This window comes from Pseudomonas sp. FG1 (assembly GCF_034313875.1).
GTDB lineage: Bacteria > Pseudomonadota > Gammaproteobacteria > Pseudomonadales > Pseudomonadaceae > Aquipseudomonas > Aquipseudomonas veronii.
The window spans coordinates 5,022,819-5,037,613 of sequence record NZ_JAVIWP010000001.1; the positions used below are offsets into that span (position 1 = coordinate 5,022,819).

General features: G+C 59.9%; 14 protein-coding genes. 4 read left to right on the forward strand and 10 right to left on the reverse strand.

What is annotated here, in order from left to right:
* Window positions 1-242 precede the first annotated feature (242 nt).
* The 4 genes from RGV59_RS22890 (at window position 243) to RGV59_RS22905 (ending at window position 5,045) form a co-directional block, all read left to right on the forward strand.
* Complete coding sequence (locus RGV59_RS22890; protein WP_155678519.1) at window positions 243-419, forward strand: DUF6026 family protein; 177 nt, start codon at window positions 243-245, stop codon at window positions 417-419.
* 152 nt (window positions 420-571) lie between these two features.
* Complete coding sequence (locus tag RGV59_RS22895) at window positions 572-2,314, forward strand: phosphoethanolamine transferase CptA (protein WP_017848382.1); 1,743 nt, start codon at window positions 572-574, stop codon at window positions 2,312-2,314.
* Between the two features lie 128 nt (window positions 2,315-2,442).
* Window positions 2,443-4,680, forward strand: a complete 2,238-nt coding sequence (locus RGV59_RS22900; protein WP_126586472.1) for a TonB-dependent siderophore receptor — start codon at window positions 2,443-2,445, stop codon at window positions 4,678-4,680.
* Between the two features lie 143 nt (window positions 4,681-4,823).
* On the forward strand, window positions 4,824-5,045 hold the full coding sequence (locus tag RGV59_RS22905; protein WP_046483715.1) for a hypothetical protein: 222 nt from the start codon (window positions 4,824-4,826) through the stop codon (window positions 5,043-5,045).
* Between the two features lie 100 nt (window positions 5,046-5,145).
* Here the strand turns inward: RGV59_RS22905 and RGV59_RS22910 are convergent, their stop codons facing one another.
* The 10 genes from RGV59_RS22910 to RGV59_RS22955 form a co-directional block, all read right to left on the reverse strand.
* Window positions 5,146-5,637 carry a GNAT family N-acetyltransferase gene (locus RGV59_RS22910; protein WP_017848379.1) on the reverse strand — a complete coding sequence of 164 codons (492 nt, stop codon included), beginning with the start codon at window positions 5,635-5,637 and terminating at the stop codon, window positions 5,146-5,148.
* A gap of 165 nt (window positions 5,638-5,802) precedes the next feature.
* Entirely contained in the window at window positions 5,803-6,909 is a 1,107-nt protein-coding gene (gene zapE, locus RGV59_RS22915) for a cell division protein ZapE (RefSeq protein WP_046483725.1), read from the reverse strand.
* Window positions 6,910-6,924: 15 nt separating this feature from the next.
* Window positions 6,925-7,260 (reverse strand): nuclear transport factor 2 family protein, encoded by a 336-nt coding sequence (locus RGV59_RS22920; RefSeq protein WP_017848377.1) that lies wholly within the window; start codon window positions 7,258-7,260, stop codon window positions 6,925-6,927.
* Window positions 7,261-7,311: 51 nt separating this feature from the next.
* Window positions 7,312-8,028: a helix-turn-helix transcriptional regulator gene (locus tag RGV59_RS22925; RefSeq protein ID WP_026140198.1), complete on the reverse strand. Its 717-nt coding sequence runs from the start codon at window positions 8,026-8,028 to the stop codon at window positions 7,312-7,314.
* A gap of 133 nt (window positions 8,029-8,161) precedes the next feature.
* On the reverse strand, window positions 8,162-10,819 hold the full coding sequence (gene pepN, locus RGV59_RS22930; protein ID WP_126586474.1) for an aminopeptidase N: 2,658 nt from the start codon (window positions 10,817-10,819) through the stop codon (window positions 8,162-8,164).
* A 13-nt stretch (window positions 10,820-10,832) separates the two neighbouring features.
* The gene (locus tag RGV59_RS22935; protein WP_126586476.1) at window positions 10,833-11,663 is read right to left on the reverse strand and encodes a DUF2797 domain-containing protein; all 831 of its coding nucleotides are present in this window, start codon (window positions 11,661-11,663) and stop codon (window positions 10,833-10,835) included.
* Window positions 11,660-11,920: a YeaC family protein gene (locus tag RGV59_RS22940; RefSeq protein WP_017848373.1), complete on the reverse strand. Its 261-nt coding sequence runs from the start codon at window positions 11,918-11,920 to the stop codon at window positions 11,660-11,662. The genes RGV59_RS22935 and RGV59_RS22940 overlap by 4 nt, the downstream gene beginning before the upstream one ends.
* A gap of 12 nt (window positions 11,921-11,932) precedes the next feature.
* A complete protein-coding gene (locus RGV59_RS22945) occupies window positions 11,933-12,805 on the reverse strand; it encodes a rhomboid family intramembrane serine protease (RefSeq protein ID WP_126586478.1) in 873 nt (290 codons plus the stop codon).
* On the reverse strand, window positions 12,802-13,773 hold the full coding sequence (locus RGV59_RS22950) for a metallophosphoesterase (RefSeq protein WP_046383153.1): 972 nt from the start codon (window positions 13,771-13,773) through the stop codon (window positions 12,802-12,804). The genes RGV59_RS22945 and RGV59_RS22950 overlap by 4 nt, the downstream gene beginning before the upstream one ends.
* On the reverse strand, window positions 13,773-14,663 hold the full coding sequence (locus RGV59_RS22955; protein WP_003217892.1) for an NAD(+) kinase: 891 nt from the start codon (window positions 14,661-14,663) through the stop codon (window positions 13,773-13,775). Before RGV59_RS22955 ends, RGV59_RS22950 begins: the two co-directional genes overlap by 1 nt.
* Window positions 14,664-14,795 lie beyond the last annotated feature (132 nt).

A 14,795-nucleotide genomic window follows, 5' to 3' on the forward strand; every position in this document is an offset into this window, starting at 1 on the left:
ATGTGTGACATAGTTTATAGCGCAATGAGGCTAATGAGGGTTAGTTCAGAGCGGATCGGTATAGTTTCATGAGAAAAAGTAGCCAGCATTTCACCATTACCGCCGCAAAAGTCACACGACCGCCAAAAATAAAAAAGTTCCCTTGATACATAAAAGAATCCAGAATTGCTTCCGACTGATGCCCAGAACCTCCAATCATGCGTTCTGGCACCGCGATCTACCGGCTATTTGCGAGGTAAGCAATGAGCACAGCACAGATGACCCGCCCGCCACAGACCCTCTACGTCAGCATCCGTCGCGACGAGTTGCGCCAATTGAAGGCCGAACGCGACCAACTGCAACAGGAAGTCTTGCGCCTGCGCTCGCACCTGCAAGGCCAGCTGGATCAGCCTTCCAGCACACAGCCCGCCCTCTGCTGAGCGGTTTTGTAAGGTAACTCCTACAAAAAACTCACAAAGTTTTCACATCTCCTTCACGATACTCGCGCCCGAAGGGCTGCCTTACACAAGGGCGGCCTCTGCTGCGTGCGTCCCTGCGCGTCAGCTGAAAAATTATCGGGTTGGAGCGCTGGATGGCGATGTTCAAACGCAGCACTACGTCTGCGAAAGGTTTTGATTGGGCCGGCCTGGGTTGGCTGTTCCTGTTCTTCTGGTACTTCTCGGGTATTACCCAACTGCTGATTCAACTGACCGGCACTTCCGGTTTCAGTGGCTTTCGCCAAGCCTTCTTCATGAGTGCGTTGTGGTTGGCGCCGATGTTGTTATTCCCGCGCCGTACTCGCCTGCTGGCCGCCTTGATCGGAGTGGTGCTGTGGGCTTGCTCCATGGCCAGCCTGGGTTATTTCTTCATCTATCAGCAGGAATTCTCCCAGAGCGTCATCTTCATCATGTTCGAGTCGAACATTTCTGAAGCGGGCGAATACGCCACCCAATATTTCGCCTGGTGGATCGTGCTGGCATTCATTGCCCACACCGCCTTCGCCATCTTCCTGTGGACGCGCTTGCGCCCGGTTTACCTGCCTCGCGGCCAGTCGATACTGGCAGCGGTAGCCATTGTGCTGGCCGTCGTCGGCTACCCGTTGGTCAAGCAGATCGCCACGAGCGAAACCATGGAACTGGCCATCGACCGCTTTGAAACCCGCATCGAGCCGGCTGTGCCGTGGCAGATGATCGTCGCCTACCGCCGCTACACCGAGCAACTGGACAACATGCAAGGCATGCTGACCAGCGCCAGCCAGATCCCGCCGTTGAAAAACCTCAAGGACAGCATGGCCGGCCAGCCTTCGACCCTGGTGCTGGTGATCGGCGAGTCCACCAACCGCCAACGCATGAGCCTCTATGGCTACCCGCGCAATACCACGCCGGAGCTGGACAAGCTGCGTGACCAGTTGGCCGTGTTCGACAACGTCATCACCCCGCGCCCCTACACCATTGAAGCGCTGCAACAGGTGCTGACCTTCGCCGACGAAGAGAACCCGGACCTGTACCTCAAGACGCCGTCGATTGTCAGCGTGATGAAACAGGCCGGTTACAAGACCTTCTGGATCACCAACCAGCAGACCATGACCAAGCGCAACACCATGCTCACGACCTTTTCCGAACAGGCCGACGAGCAGGTCTACCTGAACAACAACCGCAACCAGAACGCCCGCCAATACGACGGTGACGTGCTGGCGCCATTCGCCAAGGCCCTGACCGACCCCGCCGAGCGCAAGCTCATCGTGGTCCACCTGCTGGGCACGCACATGAGCTACCAGTACCGCTATCCGCCAACCTTCGAGAAGTTCACCGATCGCCAGGGTGTTCCGGACGCTATCACCGATGCCCAGTTGCCGATCTACAACAGCTACGACAACGCCGTGCTGTACAACGACTTCGTGGTGTCGAGCCTGATCAAGGACTACGCCAAGACCGACCCCAACGGTTTCCTGCTGTACCTGTCGGACCACGGTGAAGACGTATTCGACTCCGCCGGCCACACCACCCTGGGCCGCAACGAAGGCAAGCCGACGGCGCCGATGTACACCATCCCGTTCATGGCCTACGCCTCACCGAAATGGCGCGAAACCCACGACTGGAAATTTGCCGGCGACCTGCAACGGCCCTACAGCAGCTCGCAGCTGATCCACACCTGGGCCGACTTGGCCGGCCTGAATTTCGATGAGCTGGACCACAGCAAAAGCCTGGTCAGCGACAGCTTCAAACCGCGCCCGTTGTTGATCGGCAACCCCTATGAGCGCCAGCAGAAAGCGCTGATCGACTTTAGCCTGATCAAACCGAAGACGGCCGAAAACGACGGCGTGGCACTCAAGTAAATACCGCCTTGTAACAGAACGATAACAATCATTCTCGTTTACACCTAAAGTTCCACGCCTCCTTTCGTCTTTGAGCCAAGGCCTTTTCATACTGAGAAGGCCGCAAAGACGACAAGGAGTCTTCCGCGATGTTCGCGCCCTTTACCCGTTCCATGACCGTTACCCTCGGCCTGTTCAGCCTGGCGCTGAGCCCGGAACTGCTGGCTGAAACCGACCCCGAACAGACACCCGCCACCGCCCTGGAGCTGGGCAGCACCCACATCAGCGCCGAAGGCCTGGGTGCCAATACCGAGCACACCGGGGCCTATACCACCGGCTCGATGAGTACCGCCACCCGGCTGAACCTGTCGATCAAGCAAACGCCTCAATCCATTTCGGTGGTCACCCGCCAACAGATGGACGATTTCAATCTCAATACCCTGACCGACGCTTTGCGCCAGACCACCGGCGTGACGGTCCAGCATCTGGATTCGGACCGGGCCGGGTATTCCTCCAGGGGTTATTCGATCAATAACTTCCAGGTGGACGGCATGCTCAATACGTTCGGGCGCATGAAGTCCGACTCGGACACCATCATCTACGACCGTATCGAAGTAGTACGCGGCGCCACCGGCCTGACGACCGGCGCCGGCGACCCCTCGGCGACCGTCAACATGATCCGCAAGCGCCCGACCGCGCAGTGGCAAGCCAAGACCGGCGTCAGCGGCGCCAGCCATGACAACTACTACAGCTACCTGGATGTGGGCGGCCCGCTGGCCTTTGACGGACGGCTGCGCGGGCGCACGGTGATGGCTTACCGTGACAGCCAATCCTTTCGCGACAACTACGCGCTGCAACGGGAAGTCGGCTACGGCATTCTGGAGGCCGACCTGACGGACGACACCGTGGTAGCCGTCGGCTTCGACTACCAGAACAAGCATGTGCAAGGCAGCTCCTGGGGCACCCTGCCCTACTGGAACAGCGACGGCAGCAAGGCCCGCCTGTCGCGCTCGGCCAACCTCGCGGCCGACTGGAGCTCCTGGCCCCTGAAGGACAAGACCACCTTCGCCTCCATCGATCACACGCTGGCGACGGACTGGCGCCTGAAAGCCGCCTACACCCATCGGCAAAGCGATACCGACGGCAAGGTGTATTACGGCGGCGCCGGTTTTCCGAATGCCGATGGCAGCGGCATGACGGCCTGGACCAACCAGATGGTCGGCACCTCGAAAATGGATGTGGTCGACTTCAACCTGGCCGGCACCTACGCGCTGTTGGGGCGCGAGCATGCGTTGATGCTGGGTTATGGCGAATCCGAGCAGCGCGACACGTCACCCTTCCAACGTTTTGCAACGCCCCAAGGCTACGAGACCATCGAAGACTGGAAACACATGGGCGGCATCGGCAAATTCCCCGACCGCACCACCGGCCTCAAGGGCGAACACAGCAGCAAAAAACAAAAGGCCGGCTACCTCGCCACACGCTTGAGCTTGACCGACACGCTGCATGCGGTACTGGGCAGCCGCTATGGCAGCTGGGAAATCGAAAGCGCCTCGCCCACGTACAACCTCGACAATCAATTGACCGCCTCAAGCAAATCCAGCCAGACCCACACAGACATGTGGACACCTTACGCGGGCCTGCTCTACGACCTGACGCCGGAATACACGGTGTACGCCAGCTACACCGACATCTTCAACCCGCAGGACGAGCGCAACGCCAGCAAGCAATACCTCGAACCAGTGGTCGGCAGTAACTACGAAATCGGCCTTAAGGGCAGCCTGCTCAACGAGCGTTTGAACCTGGCCACCGCGTATTTCTGGAGCACCCAGGATAACGTCGCCGAACTCGACAATGCGGCCCCGCCGGACCCGATCACCCGCGAGCAGTTCTACAAATCCGGTGGCAAGGGCAACAAGGTGCAGGGCTTTGAAGTGGAGGTGTCCGGCGAAGTCATGCCGGACTGGAACCTCACGGCGGGCTACACCTACACCCATTCGCTCAACGGCGATAAACAACGCAACAACACTGGCCAGCCGATGAATATGCTGAAGGTGTCGACAGCCTATCGTTTACCGGGCGAATGGCGCGGGTTGACGGTGGGCGGCGCGGTGAACTGGCAGAGCGACTTCTACGACTTCGCCGAGCGGCCGATCGGCGGCCGGGACCAAGAGGGTTACCTGCTCACCGAATCCACCAAGATCACCCAACAGGCCTATACCGTGGTCAACCTGATGTCGCGCTACCAGTTCGACGAGCATGTTTCGACTTCGATTAACGTCAATAATCTATTCGATGAAAAATATTATGAACGCGTCGGCTTTTATAATGGCGTGTACTGGGGCGACCCGCGCTCGATAACCTTGGCTCTCGACTGGAAACTCTAACCGCCCTCCGCCGAAGTTAACAACATTGTTAACTTCGGGAGTTCTCGACGTTAATACCCACTTAATAAGCTGCCCGCACAATCGCCCCATGAATCTGATCAAGGACCGAGCGGATACCGACCACACTGAATGGGAACACCTTGATGAAACCCTCGATTTTGATGCTTGCCGGCCTGCTGACCCTGACTTCCGCGGCGGCTTTTGCAGAAGGCGGCTCGGAGCGCTCGAAGGAGTTCTACAATAACTTCACCTTCACGCAGCAGAAACTCCACGGCAGTAATGAACAAACTGCCTCCGCTGACGGTAAAACTTTAAAGCGCGACACAGCTGATCAATCCAGCACCGAGGCACAACCTAAAAGTTAAGTTAACTTTTATTTAACTCGCATCACCCTGTGCCAATCCGCTCTGTTGGCAAAGGTTAACTTGGCGCCATTCAATGGCGCCTTTTTTTGCCTGTGCCTTATTACAGTGGTTTGTTCCAGAACAACATACGCCCATGGGCCGGATCAAATACCGAGTCGTCAAAACCGAACTTGCGGTACGCCGACTGCGCCACAGCATTGCCCTCGAGCACTTCCAGGGTGATCTTGCAGCAGCCACGCTGACGGGCGATTTCCTCGACCTTCTGCAGCATTTTCTGGCTCAGCCCCAGGCCCCGGAACCGATTCATCACGGCAACATCGTGGACATTGACCAGCGGGCGACAGGCGAAGGTGGAAAACCCTTCAAAGCAATTGACCAATCCCGCAGGCTCGCCGCCCACGAATGCCAGGACACTGAACGCATGCGGGCGCTTGGCCAGTTCAGCCGGCAGTTGTTGCAACAGGTCGGCGGGCAGGCTGTGGCCGCCCCCCATTGGGTCTTCAGCGTAATGATTGAGCAGCAGGGCAATGGCCTCGGCATGCACAGGATTGGTGTAGCTGGCTTGCAGCACCAGGATTTCAGGGGTATCCATTTCCGTCCTCGATAACGACAAACAAGGGAATCAGTTCCCTTTGAGGAGGACGATTGTAAGCGTGGAGCAGGCGCCAGATGAAGGAGATTAACTACAAATAGCTGCCGGAAGGCGCGAAGGTTACCCGCATCAAAAGCGGCCATAGGACTTGCACCAGGCTTTTTCCTACCCCCCAAAGCGCTGCAATTGCATCTCCTGCAAGCGGCTCAAGGTTCGTCGGAAGGGGAATTCCAGATAGCCTTCGGTGTAGAGGCTTTCCAACGGCACTTTAGCCTCGATGAACAGCGGCACCTTGCGGTCGTAGCATTCATCCACCAGGGCGATAAAGCGCCGCACGCTGTCATCGTGTACTGACAACTCGGGCAATTCGCGATCACCGGCCGCTACTCGCTGGACACCGTCCTCGGTGCCTCGGGCAATCCGTCCCGGTCGCTTTTGTGCGCTCAGGTTGGGGACCTCACCCAACAGGATCGCCTTGAAACGATCACACAGCAGCATGAAATCCATCGCTGCCAAAGGTTGCTCGCACAGGTCGGCATACCGGCACCACAACACCGTGTCGCTGGCCTGCACCGCCACGATGCAACGATGACCGACACTGATCGGGCCATGGCGCACCGCTTGGCCCTCGCTCAATTGCTCGAACACCGCCGCCAGCGCATCCGGCTGATCGACCCAATAACGTTGCACGCCGACACCCGGGTGCAAGCGATGGTCTTCGCCACCGTCCACCGCCACCACTTGCATGTGCTGCTTGATCGCCGCAATGCCCGGCAGGAAACGCTCGCGATTGAAGCCACCGGCGTAGAGCTGTTCGGGCGGTTGATTGGAGGTGCAGACCATCACCACACCTTCTTCGAACATCACCTGGAACAAACGGCCAAGGATAATTGCATCACCGATGTCACTGACGAACAACTCGTCAAAACACAGCACACGCACCTCTTGGGCCAGCTCACGGGCCAGCGCTTGCAACGGGTCATGGGTGCCGGTGAGCTGGAACGAACGCTGGTGTACCCAACCCATGAAGTGATGGAAATGCTGGCGCCGCGCAGGCACGCGCAGGCTCAGGTAAAACTGGTCCATCAGCCAGGTTTTACCCCGGCCCACCGGGCCCCAGAGGTAAACCCCGAGAATCGGCGAGCGCCCCTGGTGCAAGGCTTGGTGGCAGGTCTGCAGGGCATCCACCGCACGGCGCTGGGCATCGTCGGCGACGAAGCCCAGTTGGGTGGTGGCGTATTGATAAGCGGCGAGCGGCGAGTCGAAAGTCATGCGCGCCATTATGACTTACAAGGAGATATCCAACCGTGAAATCTTGCCCTGTTCGTTCAAGCGAAAGGTATAGCGCAGCTCCAGCGGACTGCCGGGGAAGTTGCCGGAAACCACATTGCTGACCAATACCTTGCCGGTGCGATGCTGCACGTTGAGCACTTCGACCCTGGGCTGATAACGCTGCGCGGTGTCTTCCATCCAACGTGCGATGGCGGCGGTGCCGACCTGATGCGCGCCCTCATCGAACACGTTGGCGTCGTCAGCAAAACAATGGGCGACGGCCGAAGTGTCGCAGGCATTGGTTGCCGCAATGTAGGCGGCGATGGCCGGGGCCAGATCAGCGTGGGACATGGCACAGCTCCTTTGTGATGAGTTATGACGCCATGCTAAACCAGGGCTGTGTCAGTTTTTGTCAGGAGTGAACGGCGAGGAATGCTGCTGCTCCATCAACTTGCGCCAGCCCCGCAACCAATCACTGCGGCGCCCCGGATAGCGCTCGCCGCGAGACTCGGCGGCAGCTACGCGATCGGTGCGAAAGGTGCGATACGCGTCTCGCAGTTCGCACCAGGCCACGATCACCCGCACCTCATTGAGAAAGCCCAGCGCCAGGGGCCAGATCAGCCGCTGGCTCTGGGTCTGGCTCGCGTCGGCGTAATCGATGTGCAGCTTGGCCTGGTTGCGAATGGCTTCGCGAAACACATTGAGCGGTACGCGGTTTTCCGGGTAGCCGAACCCTGGCGGGCCAGGTAGCAGCGTCGGGTTGCGTAACGCTTCCTGGGCGGCGGGGTCCAGCACGTCCGCAATTTTTGCCAAGGCGTTGGCCGCGGCATGGCTCAAGACATCGTCGCCACGCTGATCCACATAGCGCAGACCAAGCACGATGGCTTCGGTTTCCTCGGCATTGAGCATCAAGGGCGGTAAAAACAGCCCGCTGCGCAACACATACCCAACTCCGGCCTCGCCAAAAATCGGTGCGCCCAGCGCAGTCAATTCGGCGATGTCGCGATACAGCGTGCGCTCGGACACCTCCAACTGCGCCGCCAGTACGGCAGCGGTCACCGGACGCTTCTTGCCCCGCAGAGCCTGGAGCAAAGTCAGTAGACGAGTGGTACGCGACACGTTGAGCCCATCAAAAAAAGAAAGTGGCACAGCTTAGCAGAGCACCCTGTCAGAAAATGTCAGCAGCCGCTCGGCCGCCGATTATCCGGGACGAAAAAAAACGGCCTGTCGGCCGTTTTTTTAATTGCGTGGTTTACGCAAGGCTCTTGCTGACCACCTCGAACACATCGCTCGATAGCTCACCGGAAGCTCGAATACGCTCCAGTTCCGCCTTCATCAGCGCCTGCCGCGCGCTGTCGTATTTGCGCCAGCGGGTCAACGGCGCCAATTGACGCGAGGCGATCTGCGGGTTGAAACCGTTCAACTGAATTACCAGGTCCGCCAGGAAACGATAGCCCGAGCCGTCCGCAGCGTGGAAGTTGATCAGGTTCTGCCCGGCAAACGCGCCCACCAGTGCACGCACTTTGTTCGGGTTCTTGATGGTGAACGCCGGATGTTCCATCAACGCCTTGACCCGCGCCAGCCCGCCCGGCAACACGCTGCCGGCCTGCACGCTGAACCACTGGTCCATGACCAGCGGGTTGTCCTTGAAGTTCTCGGCAAACACCGCCAAGGCCTTGGCTTTTTCCGCCTCGAACGGCGAATTCACCAACACCGCCAACGCGGTCAGGCGTTCAGTCATGTTGTCGCTGGTGTCGAACTGGTCCAACGTCGCCGCCAGCACTTGCGGCTTGCCGCTGAGCATCAGGTACGACAGCGCAATGTTCTGCAAGGCACGCCGGGCAAAGTGCTCGGCAGCCGCTACATACGGGGTTTGCTTGGACAGTTCGCGGTTGGCCTGGTAGCGCAGCCACAAACCGTCGAACAGCTGGTCGGCCAGTTGCTTACGGGCGAATTCACGGGCGGCATGAATGGCGTCGACGTCGGCCACTTCGCTGATTTCCGTCAGGTAGGCCTCACCCGGCAACGAGAGCATTTCGGCGACCATCGCCTGGTCCAGGCTTTCGTCGTTCAATACCGTGCGCAGAGCGTCGATCAGGCGCTGATCCAGCTTCAGCGGCTGACCCGCCTGGTACTGGCCGATCAGCTCCTGCAACACCTGCACCGACAGTTGCTGGCCGGCATCCCAGCGATTGAACCCGTCGCTGTCGTGCTGCATCAGGAACATCAACTGATCACGGGTGTACGCAAATCTCAGTTTCACCGGCGCCGAGAAACCGCGCAGCAGCGAAGGCAGCGGCTGCTCGTTGATATCGACGAAGGTAAAGGTCTGCTCGGCCTCGGTCACCGAAATCACGCGGGACGTGCCGGCAGCACTTGCCTCACCGGCCAGGCGCAACGCGACAGCGGCGCCCTTGCCGTCCAGCAGGCCCAATGCCACTGGAATCACGAACGGCAGTTTTTCCACCTTGTCCGGGGTTTCCGGGCAGCTTTGGCGGAAAGTCAGGCTGTAGGTTTTGGCCGCAGCATCGTAGGAATCACTCACCGCCAAGCGCGGCGTACCGGCCTGGCTGTACCAGCGCTTGAACTGGCTGAGGTCGGCACCGTTGGCGTCTTCCATGGCCTTGATGAAGTCGTCGCAGGTCACGGCCTGACCGTCATGACGCTCGAAATAGAGGTCGCTGCCTTTGCGGAAGCCTTCGGCGCCGAGCAAGGTGTGGATCATACCGACCACTTCCGAGCCCTTTTCGTACACGGTCAGGGTATAGAAGTTGGAGATCTCGATAAAACTTTCCGGGCGCACGGCGTGGGCCATCGGGCCGGCGTCTTCGGCGAACTGGTGAGTGCGCAGGTACGCCACATCCTGAATGCGCTTGACCGTGGCCGAGTTCATGTCCGCAGAGAAGCCCGAGTCGCGGAACACGGTGAAGCCTTCCTTGAGCGACAGTTGGAACCAGTCGCGGCAGGTCACGCGGTTGCCCGACCAGTTGTGGAAGTATTCATGCGCGACGATAGCCTCGACCCGCTGATGCGCGGCGTCGGTGGCGGTTTCGGCGCGGGCCAGCACGGCGCTGGAGTTGAAGATGTTGAGGCCCTTGTTCTCCATGGCACCCATGTTGAAGTCGTTGACCGCGACGATCATGAAGATGTCGAGGTCGTACTCGCGGCCGTAGGTTTCTTCATCCCAGCGCATGGATTTTTTCAGGCTGCTCATGGCGTGCTGGCACTTGTCGATATTTTCCGGCTCGACATAGATACGCAGCGCCACGGAACGGTTGGTCATGGTGGTGAAGCTGTCTTCGACACACCACAAATCACCGGCCACCAGCGCGAACAGGTACGCCGGCTTCTTGAACGGGTCTTCCCAGGTCGCCCAGTGGCGGCCGTCTTCGCCAGGACCGCTGGCAATCGGGTTGCCGTTGGACAGCAGCACCGGGTAGCTGTGTTGCTCGGCGATCACGGTGGTGGTGAAGGTACTCATCACATCCGGACGGTCGAGGTAGTAAGTGATCTTGCGGAACCCTTCGGCCTCGCACTGGGTGCAGAACATGCCGCCGGACTTGTACAAGCCTTCGAGGGCCGTGTTGGTTTCGGGGTGGATCTTGACGCTGGTGTCGAGGGTGAAGGTCTCACTCGTGGGCTGCACGGTCAGGTGGCTGTCGGTCACCTGGTAGTCAGCGTCCGTCAATTCCCGGTCAGCCAGGTTCACGCTCAACAGTTCGAGCTGCTGACCGTCCAGCACCAGCGGCGGCAAGCCGGCGCCACGTGCGGGGTTACGGCGCATCACCAGTTGCGCGTGGACCAGGCTGTGGTCCTCGAACAACTCGAAGGTCAGGTGCGTCTCGTCGATCAGGTAGTCCGGCGCCTGATAGTCCTTCAGGTAAATCATCTTCGGTTGTTCGGTACGCATGGGTGGCATCCTTTTACTGATGCACGGCGAGCTGGTAGGCCGTGTACTTGCGAATATTGATGACCCCGGTGTCGAAGATCAGGTATTGGCCCTTGATCCCCAGCAGCGTGCCTTCGGCAATCGGGTTCTTGTCCAGGTTGAAGCTGACGATCTTGGTCGGATACAGCTCGATCGGGTAACGGATTTCGATCGGTTCAATGTCGGCAATCGTTTGGATGGCTTGTAGGCCAAAGCGTTCCTGCAAACTCGCCAGGCCCTCGGCGCAAGACGCGAACAACTCATCGCGCACCTGCTTGAGGTCGACCGATTGTGCATCGCCCTTGAGCAAGGCACGCCAGTTGGTCTTGTCGGCGACCTGGCTGCGGAACAGGTCTTCGACGAAACCGGACTGCTGGCGCGTGGACACCCGCACGATCGGCAGCGCCTGGCTGGCGCCCTGGTCGAGCCAACGCGTGGGCAATTGGGTGGCGCGGGTGATGCCGACCTTGATGCCCGACGAATTGGCCAGGTAGACCACATGGTCGGTCATGCAGAACTGCTCGCCCCACGCCGGATCACGGCAGGTGCCGGCGGCGTAATGACAACGCTCGGGACTCATGATGCACAGGTCGCACTGAGCCAGCTTGGTCATGCACGGGTAGCAATAACCCTGGCTGAAGCTGGTCTTGGTCTTGCGGCCGCAATGGCTGCAATGGATCGCACCCAGGTATTCCAGGCGCACATGGGTGCCGATCAACGGGTTGACCGGCACTTCGGTATCGCCCAGACGAAACGCATATTGAACGGTCGGCTCACCGAGTTGCGCCGACATTTTGCTGACTGCACCGCGACCGATTTCAATCAATGGATCGCGTCCGACTTGAACAGGATGTTCGGCACCGTGGTCGACTTCGATTCACACTCCTGCGTTCCCATGTAGCCGGTGCGCTGGTCTTCCGGCAGGTTCTGGATCTCCCAGGCGATCATCGCTTGCAGCGACAGCTCCCGCTGCTCGGCGGTGAGCTTGCGGCCATCAGACCATTTGCCGATTTCCACGGCGAGCTTGAGGCTCCGGTAGATGTCCGGGGTGATGTTTTCGATCATTTCAGCAAAAGAGGACATTCAGGCTCTTCCTTAACGAATAGTGGATTTGCGACGACTGTATAAACCGCCCAACAAGCCGGTCAGGCAACCGATGGCCAGGCCGCCGACATGGGCGGCATTGGCGATTTCGCCGAAACCGATCATCGAGACCAGCCCCGACAGGCACAGCACCAACCACACCAGCATCATCACCAGCACCCCACGGGGCAGGCGATAAGCCGGGTTGGGCGAGATGAGTTGATAGATCCAGCAATGCCCCAGCAGCCCATACAAGACGCCGGACAAGCCACCAAACAGGCCGGGGCCGCCATACAGGTATTGAGCGAAATTGGAGGCCAGGCTGAACAACAGCGTCAGCCCCAGCAGGTTGATACTGCCCTGGCGCGCTTCAATACGCCGCCCCAGCTCCCAGTACCACATGCCATTCATGGCCAGGTGCAGGATGCCGAAGTGGATCAGCATCGGCGTGACCAGCCGCCACCACTGGCCCGAGGCCAAGGTGTCGGCCAGCGGCGTGAACTGGATGTACTCACCCATCACCCGGAACGGCAGGAAGGTCAGCCAGCTCATCGCTTGCAGGTTTTCACCGAGCAAGGTCACCGCGCCAACGATCAGGCTCGCCAGCAGCACCAGCGCCGTCACCGGGCTATGGCGCACTTGCTGAACAAACCCCGGGCGCGTGACCGCTGCCCGCTCCGGAATATCCAGTTGTTGGTCCGGATCGCCGGCCGGAAAACGTTGATACAAGACGCGCACGTCGTCGCTGATGGTCTCGGGCACCCACAACACCTGCTCGCCCGCTTCTTCACTGACGCGATGGGGCACCTGCATGCGTTGCAGCAGTTTGACGAAACCGCCCAGGTCGACGCTCAGCGGCAAGCGTAATACGGGCACGGCACTCATGTAATCACCTCGGGGCGCTCAACGTCGACCCATACGAATTTATGCGGATCGAGGCGGGTTTCCTGATCCAATCGATACGCCACCAGCTTGCCGTACAGCACCGCGCTGTAGTCCAGGCAGGCCAGGTTCGGACGGATCGGCGCCGGTTTGCCGCTGCGCCAGTAATGCCCGACGAACAGCACAGGCTCGTCGACGCCGTAGCGCAGCAGGGAGTTTTTTTCAGAAGACGACAACGGTGTGCGCGCCACGGGCTCCGGCAACGCGTCGGGCTGGAACACGATGTCGCCGTAGGTTTTCGGGTCCTCTTCCCAGAACTTGGTGCGGAAGAACGAGCGTGTCAGGCCGTCGCCGCCGGTCAGGGTCAAACCGTCCGGCAGACGCATGTCGGTGCCGCGCAACAGGCGGTCAAAGGCATTGCAGGCGAAGCTGCCCGGCACGGCGGCGGCCTGCAGGAAATGCTGATCGATACAGCCATCGGGAAAAGTCGCGCGCAGCGGCTGGATAAACCCGTCATCCCAGCACGCATGCACCACACGAAAACGCCCGGCGTCGACGAACAGCGGCATGTCATAGAACCAGCCGAGGAAGTCGTGCCAATCGGCCGGGTGATCCTCGAACTGGGTCAGGGTCTCGTGGATCAAGCGCTCATGCCGCGGGGTGTGCTCGCGCACGAACTGCTTGCCGCTGCCCGGTGGCGCGGGCGTGGCCCAGCCCAGGGCGTTGAACTCATGGTTGCCCATGATGCACAGCGCCTGCCCGGCCTCGGTCATGTCGTGGACAATGTGCAGCGCCTCGCGAATCCGCGGGCCACGGTCGATGATATCGCCGAGGAACACCGCCATGCGCGACGGGTGGCGCCAGGTACCAGCGTGCTTGTGGTAGCCCAACTGGTCGAGCAGGTGCTCAAGGGTGTGGGCGCAACCATGCACATCACCAATCAGGTCGTAGCTACGCGCGGGATCGAGCATCAGTCGCCTCCACCCCCCAAGCGGCTGCCCCAGCCCAACTTGGTGCGGCACACTTCATAGTAGTTGTGGTCCAGCGGGTGGATCAGCCGCAGCTTCTGCGCTTTTTTACTCACGGTGATGGTGTCACCGGGGGCGCAGGTGAAATGGTTCTGCCCGTCGCAGGAGACTTGCGGGTAAATCTGCATGTCTTTGGAAACCACGATTTTCAGCTCACTGTTGCCATCGACCACAATCGGCCGGCTGGACAACATATGGGGGTACATCGGCACGATCACAATGGCGTCGAGCTTGGGGTGCATGATCGGGCCGCCCGCCGACAGCGCATAAGCGGTGGAGCCGGTGGGCGTGGCGACGATCAGGCCATCGGCCTTTTGACTGCATACGAATTGGCCGTCGATATACAACTCGAATTCGATCATCCGCGTGGATTTGCCGGGGTGCAGCACGACATCGTTGAGGGCGTCGCCCTGGCCGATGGCTTCGCCGTGGCGGCGCACTTCAGCTTGCAGCAGGAAGCGGTTCTCCACCAGGTAATGGCCGTCGAGCACCTTGGCCACTTCGACTTCCAGCTCATCGGGACGAATATCGGTCAGGAACCCCAGGCTGCCACGGTTGATCCCCAGCACCGGCACGTTATGCCGCGCCAGCGCCCGTGCGGCGCCCAGCAGGCTGCCGTCGCCGCCGACCACAATCACCATGTCACAGACTTCACCGAGCATCTTGCGCGACGAGGTTTGCAGGCCATGGCCCGGGAGGATTTCGGCGATGGTGTCTTCGAGGATCACATGCAGGTGGCGCTCGAGCAAAAACTTTTTCAGCCGGCGGACGGTGTCCAACACCTGGGTACTGCCCAGGCGACCGATAATGCCGATATTGCGAAATTGCTCCATGGGGCTCCTGCGGGATTGGGGTGTGGCAAAAAAGAACGATTATGGGCGAAAGGCCGCGTCAGGCAAAATCCTTTGTCGCCGTGAAGCCTTGATGACAACGCTTCTCAGCCACCCTCCCCTGTGTAAAAGGCT